This window comes from Pseudomonas sp. HK3 (assembly GCF_052920985.1).
This window is the reverse complement of the sequence record NZ_JBREXD010000001.1, coordinates 279,239-290,000: the sequence shown is the minus strand read 5'-3', so window position 1 is coordinate 290,000 and position 10,762 is coordinate 279,239. Positions and strand designations below refer to the sequence as shown.

At 44.2% G+C, this 10,762-nt stretch carries 9 protein-coding genes and 2 rRNA genes (1 of these 11 only partly in view); 10 read left to right on the top strand and 1 reads right to left on the bottom strand.

Annotation, left to right across the window (positions count from 1 at the left end; all coding sequences use genetic code 11):
• The 9 genes from ACU6U9_RS01285 to rimI form a co-directional block, all read left to right on the top strand.
• Positions 1–711 (top strand): 23S ribosomal RNA (locus ACU6U9_RS01285); it begins 2,176 nt to the left of the window's first position.
• A 147-nt stretch (positions 712–858) separates the two neighbouring features.
• Positions 859–974 (top strand): 5S ribosomal RNA (gene rrf / locus ACU6U9_RS01280).
• 261 nt (positions 975–1,235) lie between these two features.
• On the top strand, positions 1,236–2,393 hold the full coding sequence (locus ACU6U9_RS01275) for a hypothetical protein (protein WP_446733276.1): 1,158 nt from the start codon (positions 1,236–1,238) through the stop codon (positions 2,391–2,393).
• On the top strand, positions 2,383–2,508 hold the full coding sequence (locus ACU6U9_RS01270) for a DUF6160 family protein (RefSeq protein ID WP_446733275.1): 126 nt from the start codon (positions 2,383–2,385) through the stop codon (positions 2,506–2,508). Before ACU6U9_RS01275 ends, ACU6U9_RS01270 begins: the two co-directional genes overlap by 11 nt.
• Positions 2,456–2,965, top strand: coding sequence for a hypothetical protein (locus ACU6U9_RS01265; protein ID WP_446733274.1), 510 nt, complete (start codon positions 2,456–2,458; stop codon positions 2,963–2,965). Before ACU6U9_RS01270 ends, ACU6U9_RS01265 begins: the two co-directional genes overlap by 53 nt.
• Positions 2,965–5,289: a DUF6160 family protein gene (locus ACU6U9_RS01260; RefSeq protein WP_446733273.1), complete on the top strand. Its 2,325-nt coding sequence runs from the start codon at positions 2,965–2,967 to the stop codon at positions 5,287–5,289. The genes ACU6U9_RS01265 and ACU6U9_RS01260 overlap by 1 nt, the downstream gene beginning before the upstream one ends.
• A 154-nt stretch (positions 5,290–5,443) precedes the next feature.
• Entirely contained in the window at positions 5,444–6,979 is a 1,536-nt protein-coding gene (locus tag ACU6U9_RS01255) for a 2-isopropylmalate synthase (RefSeq protein WP_446733272.1), read from the top strand.
• Between the two features lie 4 nt (positions 6,980–6,983).
• Positions 6,984–7,793 (top strand): hypothetical protein, encoded by an 810-nt coding sequence (locus ACU6U9_RS01250; protein WP_446733271.1) that lies wholly within the window; start codon positions 6,984–6,986, stop codon positions 7,791–7,793.
• Positions 7,794–7,813: 20 nt separating this feature from the next.
• Entirely contained in the window at positions 7,814–8,263 is a 450-nt protein-coding gene (gene rimI, locus ACU6U9_RS01245) for a ribosomal protein S18-alanine N-acetyltransferase (RefSeq protein ID WP_446733270.1), read from the top strand.
• Between the two features lie 88 nt (positions 8,264–8,351).
• On the opposite strand, the gene ACU6U9_RS01240 is transcribed toward rimI, so the two are convergent.
• Positions 8,352–9,878: a SulP family inorganic anion transporter gene (locus ACU6U9_RS01240; protein ID WP_446733269.1), complete on the bottom strand. Its 1,527-nt coding sequence runs from the start codon at positions 9,876–9,878 to the stop codon at positions 8,352–8,354.
• A 121-nt stretch (positions 9,879–9,999) separates the two neighbouring features.
• On the opposite strand from ACU6U9_RS01240, the gene ACU6U9_RS01235 reads away from it, so the two are divergent.
• The gene (locus ACU6U9_RS01235; protein WP_446733268.1) at positions 10,000–10,668 is read left to right on the top strand and encodes an energy-coupling factor ABC transporter permease; all 669 of its coding nucleotides are present in this window, start codon (positions 10,000–10,002) and stop codon (positions 10,666–10,668) included.
• The last annotated feature ends 94 nt before the right edge of the window (positions 10,669–10,762 follow it).

Below are 10,762 nucleotides of genomic sequence, written 5' to 3'. Positions count from 1 at the left end.
TTCTAACTCAGGTCCATTATCTGGATCGAGGACACTGTGTGGTGGGTAGTTTGACTGGGGCGGTCTCCTCCCAAAGAGTAACGGAGGAGCACGAAGGTTGGCTAAGCATGGTCGGAAATCATGCGGTTAGTGTAATGGCACAAGCCAGCTTAACTGCGAGACAGACACGTCGAGCAGGTACGAAAGTAGGTCATAGTGATCCGGTGGTTCTGTATGGAAGGGCCATCGCTCAACGGATAAAAGGTACTCCGGGGATAACAGGCTGATACCGCCCAAGAGTTCACATCGACGGCGGTGTTTGGCACCTCGATGTCGGCTCATCACATCCTGGGGCTGAAGCCGGTCCCAAGGGTATGGCTGTTCGCCATTTAAAGTGGTACGCGAGCTGGGTTTAGAACGTCGTGAGACAGTTCGGTCCCTATCTGCCGTGGGCGTTTGAGATTTGAGAAAAGTTGCTCCTAGTACGAGAGGACCGGAGTGAACGAACCTCTGGTGTTCCGGTTGTCATGCCAATGGCATTGCCGGGTAGCTATGTTCGGACAGGATAACCGCTGAAAGCATCTAAGCGGGAAGCCCCTTTCAAGATGAGATCTCACTAACACTTCGAGTGTTCTGTAGGGCCGTTGAAGACTACAACGTTGATAGGCTGGGTGTGGAAGCGTTGTGAGGCGTTGAGCTAACCAGTACTAATTGCCCGTGAGGCTTGACTATATAACGCCAAAACTGATCTAAAAACTTCAGTACGATATTAAGATCGCACAACTTGATTGCTACAATGTGTTTAAAACAAAGAACGAAGAAAATTTATCCAAAGCATTTGGAAAGCCGTTTGAACAAACGTCTATCCGAACCAGTTTGCTTGACGACAATAGAGCGTTGGAACCACCTGATCCCTTCCCGAACTCAGTAGTGAAACGATGCATCGCCGATGGTAGTGTGGGGTCTCCCCATGTGAGAGTAGGTCATCGTCAAGCTTTAAACACTAAAATCCCTGATGCTTGCGCATCGGGGATTTTTTTTGCCTGTCTAAAAGTCCTTCACTCTACGTCTCAATATTCTTAAAAACAAAATCACCTTATTTATCGGTACATAAGTACATCAAGTCACTATTGAAATGTTTTTAGTGGGTGAAACCCTGTAAAAACCCACATGAGAAACAAACAAAACCTATTCAAAAAGTGTAATTGTTTGTATCCTAGCTTGGCTGGCTAAAACAATAATAAAGAGGCCAACTCTTGCTACAGCACTCAATACTTTTACTGCTATTACTTTCAGTTGTCTTTAATACACAAGCTGAAATGGCTGACCTTTCGGAGTCTGAATTATCAGACATTACCGGCGAGGGGATTGGCCTTGTCTATGAAGATTACCAAATCGAAATGCTAGCCGAGAGCTTAAATGCTCGTGATGATGGGGCTGGCGGTGTTTTATTAGGCGGTGAAACAGGTAATCAATTTCAAATTACAGGTATTGCAGATTCGGCAGGTAACGCCGTTAATGTCGATATCGCACAATACTATTTTGCCGGAACAGGCACAGAATTCGGAACCAACTTAGCAGGTAAGACTGTTAACGTCGGTCGGCTAAACAACCCAATCACGATTGACTTAAAAGACGGCGATACACTGGGTAACGGCGCGGATGGTTGGGCAGACAAATCAGTACTACAAGTTGCGATGCCGACACATGTGAATGCTTCAGTTGGTTACGATTGTACAAACCCTAACGCAGTTGCGGGTTCTGGTACCTGTTCTAGTCGTCCTAGCGACGGCTCTTTTCGTGGTGAACGTTTTGATATGGGTTTTCGTATTAATCGTCAATTCCCTTCAGATAGTACTAAAGACATTAATCTTAATTTTCATGCTCAGTCCGCCAATATGGACGGTAGCTTCTGGCGTTTCTGGGGTGGGGATGCAGACATAGATGGTGCATCTGGCCCAGGCGGTGTTGTTGAGACATTGATGATGGAAGCACAAATTAATTTTTACGCAGGCAAGTTGATGTTTGATAGTTGTGAACTTGATGGTTCAGCTTGTGGCGAGCAAGTGGGCTTTGAAGGCTTTTCTATGGAATTAGCCTTAGGCGACGCCAAGTATTATCAGCCTATGACCATTGCGGTAACGGAACAAGGTTTTCTTAGCATAATGATTCAGCCGCTGCCTTCACCTGGTGATAGTCGTGTACCTAGCTCAACTACAGGGACTATCGGCAGTGATGGTACGTTAGCATCATCTGATGCGGCTACTTGGAACTGGTATAACGATTATTATGAAAACGGTCGTAAGACAAATATTACTATCTCAAACCTAACGGTTGGTGCTGAGAGTTTTGGTAGTTCATCGTTACAGGGTTTACAAATTCAGTACTTGGAGGTCACCAGCCATGACCTTTAAAATCTTTACGTTCTTGTTTGTGTTTCTTTCTTTTTCTGCTCAAGCATTAGAAGAAATATCGGATGAAAGTTTGGCGAATGTTAGTGGCCAAAGTGGCGTGTCACTTTTCTGGTGAATTAAATTTAAACGAAAATGGTGGTCCACTTACATCAGCTGATATAGGTAATACTGGCGTGTGGGGGACCTGTGTAGAAAAACAAGCCGCATCAGCTGAACGCTGTGGCGCCCGAATTGCTGTTCAGCCTAATGAAAACGGTGGTTGGATCGCTTTAGATGAAATGAAAGGTAAAATTTCTTTCGAAGGGCTAACACTCAAGTCGCGCACGATTGATGGTGTACTTGATGATTTTGGCGGCGACGAAAACGAAGTTGGCATTGATGGCATGACCGTACTTGAAATTGGTTTGCCGGATAAAGTGACGTTTGAGAAATTTCAATATTCAGTGGTGACTAGCTCACAAGGTCGCCCAACGGATACAGGCTATCAGCAACAAATTCGTCATGGTGTGAATTTTAATGGCTCCGTTAATATGCAAGGGAACATGCTTGTGTTTCCAACGGGGAATCCCTAATGAAATCACTATTGATTATTCCCTTGTCTTTAAGTGTCAGTCTTGCCAATGCCGAACTGGTTGGTATGGATGAGACCTTTCTTGAATCGGTCTCTGGTCAAACTGGCTTAACCGTAGAGATGCATAAATTAATTAAAGTTGAAGATATTCGCTATTCAGATAAAGACGGTACGTCAGGTGAAATTTTAGACTTTAAAGATATTGCGATTGGTCATCCAAGTGATATCAATAATAAACAAGCGGTTTCTGTTCATACAGTTGATATTGACGGTAATGACGGTTTGGTTATTGTGAGTGACTTTCAAGCAACACGTTTACAAATTGGTTCGATGTCGGTTGGTAATCACCGTGGCAGTGTTGCAGATAATTTTGCCACTCGCCAAAGCTTCGGCCAAATTCAATACGATTGGACGGGCACAAACACACTCAGCATTAACGGTAAAACGGCGGGTGAGTCTGGTTTTATTATTTCTAGTGATACCAGTATTACAGACAGTGATTTTCGTTGGACAACCAACGGTAATACGTTGCAAGTCAATGACATAGTATATAACAGCAGCCTCACCAATATGACCATTGATATCGAAGATAATGGAGTTAAGGCTTACTTAGCGTTACGCATGCCGACGATGTCGTATGACTATAACGTAGGTTCGGTGTGTTTTTCTGACGTTGATTGTGTTGCTGCTAATTCATTGGGTAACTTTGCTCAATCTCGTACGTACAAAAATAGCAGCATCTTTGTTTATGGTGGTGGTCGTGAAGGCACGGGTATTACCATGGATATGCATTTTGAATTTGATGACAGTGTGAATGCATCCGGTGACGGTAACGTGTCTAGTTATACGGATGATGCGACGGTTAAAATAGCTAAACAGTCTGGTGTGGTTGATGTGGTTGGGTTTACGTTTGATATTGGAACCGCTGAGACCAATTTAGGTGATCACATTGCCATGCAGTGGGATAGTGTTACAGGTAATTTTAAAACCGATTTAGTTGAGATAGCGGGTAATAAAGTGGGTGCTTTTGAAGTCCGCTTTGACTTCAGCGATGGGACTCATAATTCGGTTGATTATAAAAACCAGTTGAAGCTTGCACCTGGTATCGCGTTTGCGGGTAATGATTTTTTTAGCGATGCAAATCTTGCCGCTGCGGGCTTTGATAGTTTTATGACAAATTTTTATGCAAAGGTGAGCTCTGTATCTGATGGTATTAGCTTATACAACCAGTGGAATATGACGGCGGATTATTTTTATACCGACGATACCAATACACTGATGGCGGATAACTTTTATGCTTATGGCGAAGGGTACTCAACGCTTGATATTCGTGACGGCAGCCTATCAATCGATAATACCAATGATGCCAACGATGATTTTTTGGCGATTGGTATTCGTAATTACAAGGTCAACTACGGCTTAGATGGTTTACGTGTCGGTGATGAAACATCCCCCCTACAAAATGGTCATGAAATGCTTGGCTTATACAGTGATGCTAGCTTCACATTAAATGGTGCTATTGAAGTGCGTGGTGGTGGTGCCAGTGGCAGCGGTATTAACATTGATGCCGATATGTTGATTACGGATGGTAATTTCACCGTGACCAAGTCTGGTGCTGTTGGTATTCATTTAGATGCCGTGACGTATGAGTTTCATATGCGTGATATGACTATGGATGTTGATAATGACGGTATCAAGCTTGTGCTGGGCGAACTGTGGAGCGAATTTGCCGCTAACGATATTCGCTTTGGTGATCGCACGACGGGTAAAAGCTTAGGTGGTATTGCCATGACTCAGTACCAAAAAGGTTCTGAAATCATCATCAGCGGTGGTGGAGCGAATGTTAATCGCTGCATGGGAGCAAATGGCGCTGATGCAACAGCATGCTCGGCGAATGGTGGTACTTGGATTGATACCATCGGCACTGACGGTGAAGGTTTAACCATTAAAAATAAACGCATTTTATTGCAAGAAAACATCGTCGAAGGTAAGGCTAATTCGGTCACGTATGAAGTTAATCGCACGGCCGGCGTCGCAGGAACGGGCCAGGCTATCAAGCTAAACAACATGTACACAGCCGATGGCTATGATGACAGCACCAACACATTTGGAGTCGAGAACACTGTGACAGTTGATGTTGCGTCAGCGGGCACAACAGGTGCTGCCGAACTATTTATGACCCATAATGTTAAGTTTAAAGAATTAAACATAGACAGCGTACAGCTGTTGCACGGCCCATCTTCGACTTCTTCAAATATGCTGCAAGGCATAAAAATGCAAAATGTTGATTTCACCTCTCAACTGTCTGTTAGCCCTATACCTTAATTTCTAGGGCTTAACCCCCATACAAATCATGGAAATTAGACCTCATTCCCGCTATAGTTTGCCTCATTATTTCTAATCTTTTTTGCATCTAAATACCTCATATTTGTCTGTTTTATGACCTGATCTTGAGCGTAGATGTACAGCAGGAGTGACCATGAGTCAGTTAATCATTTTTGATACAACTATGCGTGACGGCGAGCAAAGCCCTGGCGCGTCAATGACCCGTGATGAAAAAGTTCGCATTGGTAAAGCACTAGAGAAAATGCGTGTCGATGTCATTGAAGCCGGTTTTGCTGCTGCTAGCCCTGGTGACTTTGAATCTATTGCCGCTGTGGCTGCTGCCGTCAAAGAAAGCACGATTTGCTCCCTAGCACGTGCCGTTGATGGTGACATCGATCGAGCGGCTGAAGCGCTAAAAGCGGCTGAGCGTTCACGTATACATACATTCATTGCTACTAGCCCTATTCATATGGAGCACAAATTACGTATGGCGCCAGACCAAGTGGTTGAGCGTGCTATTTATGCGGTTAAGCGTGCACGTAATCTTGTTGCGGATGTTGAATTTTCATGTGAAGACGCGGGTCGCTCTGATATGGACTTCTTGTGTCGCATTATCGAAGCGGCTATTGATGCAGGTGCCAGCACGATAAATATTCCTGATACCGTGGGTTATGCGATTCCGGAAGAGTTTGGTTACAAAATCAAAACCCTTTTAGAGCGTATTCCAAACGCGGATAAAGCCATTTTTTCTGTGCATTGTCATAACGATTTAGGGTTGGCAGTTGCTAACTCATTAGCCGCTGTTGCAAATGGTGCGCGCCAAGTTGAGTGTACGATAAATGGTTTGGGCGAACGTGCCGGTAATGCAGCCCTTGAAGAAATTGTGATGGGGATTAAAACCCGCAGTGATTTATTCAATGTGACAACTGCGATTAATACCGAAATCATCGTTCCTACCTCACGTATGGTGTCGACGATTACAGGCTTCCCTGTGCAACCAAACAAAGCCATTGTAGGCGCTAACGCGTTCGCCCATGAATCGGGTATTCACCAAGACGGCGTGTTAAAGCACCGTGAAACCTATGAAATTATGCGCGCTGAAGATGTTGGCTGGGGCGCGAATAAAATGGTGATGGGCAAGCACTCAGGTCGAGCTGCTTTTCGTTCACGTTTAGAAGAATTAGGCACTAGCTTTGATAGTGATCAAGAATTGAATGTTGCGTTTGCTCGCTTTAAAGAACTGGCCGATAAGAAACATGAAATCTTTGATGAAGATTTGCAGGCACTGGTCAGTGCTACACGTAATATGGATGAAAAATACCAACTGGTGACACTAGAAGCGCACAGCCAAACAGGTGAAACACCGAAAGCGAAATTGACCATCGCTGTAGATGGTAAAGAGCATGTGGTTAGCTCAGATGGTAGTGGCCCTGTTGATGCCGTATTCAAAGCTCTTGAACAAAACGCTCAGTCGGGTGCCAATGTGCAACTGTACTCGGTGAATGCTATTACCCAAGGTACCGACAGCCAAGGCGAAGTGACAGTCCGTTTAGAAAAAGGTGGCCGTATTGTCAACGGTTTAGGCAGTGATACCGATATTGTGGTGGCATCAGCAAAAGCGTATATCAATGCTCTTAACTTATTAGAAAATAATAGTGGCAAAGCACATCCGCAATCGGAAGGTGTTTAGTTAAATGTTATATACCGCAGCACAATTAACCTACCTTGAGCACTTGGGCATTGATGTTTGGGTGCCTAAGGATATGCAAATAGACGTTGCTGCGGTTGAAGTATCTCAAGCACCTCAACCACAACTTGAGACGGCTAAGGTTGCAGTGAATGTAAATGATACGACGGCGTACGTGGCGCCCAGTCATTTTGAAGATGTGCCTGCTGCTCGAACGGCTACAACAGGTACACCACACTTCGCACCAGAACATGCAGCGCCCGTTCAGTCGCCTCAGGCTAGTTCGTTAGGACAGGCTCAGGTAAATAAACCTGCGGCAGCCAGTGCATTAAGTTCAGCATTGACGTCTTCTATTCCGGCTCCTGCTTTTCCGGCACCACCCGTCACGCAAGTGGCAGATGCTGTCGCACGCGTTGAGTTTAATATTCAATTTTGGTGTTACAGCTCGGGCGTTTGGCTAATTAGTGGTGATGTAAATATTACGCCAGAACAGCATAAGTTAGTGCACAACCTTGCTCAGTTTATGCAAGGGAAAAAACGTCGTCCACGTCATGTTAATGTATTTTCTTGGCCTATGATCGATAGTCCGAATGTTGATCAAGGTGAAGACATTGCCTCGAAATATTTATTGGCTCATATTGATCGTCTGCAACAAGCATGTGAAAAAAATGTCGTGATCGTTTTTAACGATTGTGATTATTTTCCAACCCAAACCCCTCATATTAAATTAGATGTTAGCTTGCAACAATTACTGCACGAGCCTATGGCTAAAAAAGCGCTTTGGCAACAATTGATTCCTCATAAGCTAGATTATTAATACTAAATTAGAGTAACCCCATGATTGCGTTTCGCCCTATGTCGTTGGACGATATCGAAGCTGTATTGAACATTGAGCAACAAGGTTATGACTTCCCGTGGTCACATAACTTATTTGAACAGGCGATAAAGTCTACAAAATACTGTGCGGTGGCTGAATATGAAAATCGTATTATTGGTTATGGCATTCTGTCTTATGTGGTGGGCGAAGCGGAGCTGTTGAATATTTGTGTTGACCCAAGTGCGCAAGGCAAAGGATTTGCAAAGCTGTTACTACAGCATTTAGTTGATGATGCGGCCCATAAAGATAACCATGAAATGTACTTAGAAGTGCGAGTGAGTAATGCTCCAGCGCTGCATATTTATGAACAAGCTGGCTTTAATGAAATAGGCCGACGTAAGAATTATTATCCTACAACCGCTGGTAAAGAAGACGCTATATTAATGGCGCTGCCATTGTTTAAAGACTAGGTGACCTAGCCAATAAAATTAAACCAATAAAAAAGCCGTTACTGTAAACAGTAACGGCTTTTTGCGTTCAGCATATTGCTAATAACGTTTAGCCAAGCTTATCGGTTGCTACATGATATTTTGGATCTTCAATCACATCTACTTCAACCATGTTGCCGGCTTTTGAAAGTAAAGTTCGGCACTCAGGGCTTAAGTGTTTAAGGCTTAATGTTTTGCCTTCTTTATTATAGCGTTCAGCAAGCGTATCGATGACTTCTAAGCCTGAATGGTCAGCAACACGTGAGTGTTTGAATTCAATAACCACATTGTTAGGGTCATTTTTAGGGTCAAACAACTCAAGGAAATAAGACGTAGAGCCAAAGAATAATGGGCCGTGTAGTTCGTAGGTTTTCACGCCGTTCTCTTCTTTGATATCAGCACGAATATGCTTTGCATGCTCCCAAGCAAATACCAATGCTGAAACGATCACGCCAATAATAACCGCCATGGCCAAGTCAGTTGCAACGGTAATACCCGACACCAAAATCAAAACAAAGGCATCGCTTTTAGGGATTTTCTTTAAAATGCGGAAGCTAGACCATTCGAATGTTCCTAGTACCACCATCATCATGACGCCCACAAGAGCGGCCAATGGAATTTGCGCAATAATGTCTGAGCCAAACAAAATAAACAATAACAAAGCAACGGCAGCGGTAATACCGGATAAGCGACCACGACCACCCGAGTTGATGTTAATCATCGATTGGCCAATCATGGCGCAACCGCCCATGCCACCAAAGAAACCGTTAACCGTATTTGAAGCGCCCTGAGCAATACATTCTTTATTACTGTTGCCGCGGGTTTGAGTTAGCTCGTCAATTAAAGTTAGCGTTAATAATGATTCGATTAAACCAACACCTGCCAATATCAGGCTATAAGGTAAGATGATCCAAAGTGTTTCAAGGGTAAAGGGTACGGCAGGAATACTAAACTCAGGCAAGCCGCCCGCAATATTAGCTACATCACCCACTGTGCGAGTATCTAAGCCTAACCAAATCGCACCAAAGCTCACCACGACAATAGCGGCTAACGCAGATGGGATCACGGTGGTTAACTTAGGTAAGTACTGGATAATTGCCATTGTTAACGCAACAAGCCCCAGCATGATGTACATGGCGTTACCGTCTAACCAAGCTTTCATGCCAGCATCATCAACAAACTTGAATTGCTCTAGCTGGCTTAAGAAAATCACAATGGCTAAGCCGTTTACAAAACCGAGCATAACAGGCTGAGGCACGAGGCGAATAAACTTACCTAGCTTAAATATACCAAAGGACATTTGAATAAAGCCGCACAGCACCACCGCCGCAAATAAGTATTGCACACCGTGATCAGCAACCAGTGCCACCATTACAACCGCCATCGCGCCGGTTGCACCGCTGATCATACCTGGGCGACCACCAAAGATAGACGTGATAATACCCACCATAAAGGCTGCGTATAGGCCCACTAATGGGTTAACGCCAGCAACAAAGGCAAAGGCTACGGCCTCTGGCACAAGTGCGAGGGCGACCGTTAGACCAGATAAAATATCGTTTTTCGGATTGTCGGTGGTTTTTCTGATGAGATTAAACATCTGATCCTCGATTAAATTTTGTGCACAGCGGAAAATAGCGGCGTAGAGTACCTAAAATGCCGTAAAATAACCAGTTAAGGCAGTTAAGGCGCGGTATTCAGTTAAATTAAGGGAGCCTGTTGTGAGTATAGAATCTGGTTTGCTACCCGCATGGTTTATTTACCTGCTATTTATCCCCAGTGTTTTGATATTAGGTTGGGCGTTGTGGCGAGTAAATTGGTTAGCCCTTAAAGAGCAGTCGTTATTACAACATGTGTTTTATAGCGCCTGCTTGGCACTTGCTATTTTATGGTCGATTCGAGCGGGTTTAAGCAGCGGTTTAGGCATTCATTTTATGGGGCTTACGGCGGCCACACTTGTGATGGGCTGGCCATTAGCCATAATAGCAGGTGCCATTGGTTTATTGTGCGTCACCATTATTGGGTTAGAAAGTTACACCGGTTTTGCGGTCAACTTTGTGGTATCGGTAGTCTTACCCGTGCTCACCTCGTTTGCTGTCCTGCAATTGGTTCAGCGTAAATTACCAGCCAACCCATTTGTGTACATTTTTTTATGCGGCTTTTTTAATGGCGCTTTTGCGCTATTGGCAGTGGCGTGTACCACATCTGTTATGTTGGTGTTATTGCAGGTGTATTCGTGGGAAGCGGTCTATGAAGAATATTTTATGTACCTGCCTCTAATGTTGTTTCCCGAAGCATTTATCAACGGCATGGTGGTGGCAGGGGTAATGGGAACGTTTCCTCATTTATTAAGCTCGTTTAATGTGGATAAGTATTTTAGTGATGATTGAGACACTCATGTTTTTGACGCTAACGGTAGGAGGGTGCCCCGCGCCCGGTAAAACGATTTACCACTAAAAATTTATTGAGCTTTATAGTTGTCAT

What these genes read in the sequence shown, in the direction of transcription:
- ACU6U9_RS01270 (WP_446733275.1), top strand. Translation starts at nt 2,383, where the DNA reads ATGACCTTTAAAATCTTTACGTTCTTGTTTGTGTTTCTTTCTTTTTCT.
- ACU6U9_RS01265 (WP_446733274.1), top strand. Translation starts at nt 2,456, where the DNA reads ATGAAAGTTTGGCGAATGTTAGTGGCCAAAGTGGCGTGTCACTTTTCT.
- ACU6U9_RS01260 (WP_446733273.1), top strand. Translation starts at nt 2,965, where the DNA reads ATGAAATCACTATTGATTATTCCCTTGTCTTTAAGTGTCAGTCTTGCC.
- ACU6U9_RS01255 (WP_446733272.1), top strand. Translation starts at nt 5,444, where the DNA reads ATGAGTCAGTTAATCATTTTTGATACAACTATGCGTGACGGCGAGCAA.
- ACU6U9_RS01250 (WP_446733271.1), top strand. Translation starts at nt 6,984, where the DNA reads ATGTTATATACCGCAGCACAATTAACCTACCTTGAGCACTTGGGCATT.
- rimI (WP_446733270.1), top strand. Translation starts at nt 7,814, where the DNA reads ATGATTGCGTTTCGCCCTATGTCGTTGGACGATATCGAAGCTGTATTG.
- ACU6U9_RS01240 (WP_446733269.1), bottom strand. Translation starts at nt 9,878, where the DNA reads ATGTTTAATCTCATCAGAAAAACCACCGACAATCCGAAAAACGATATT.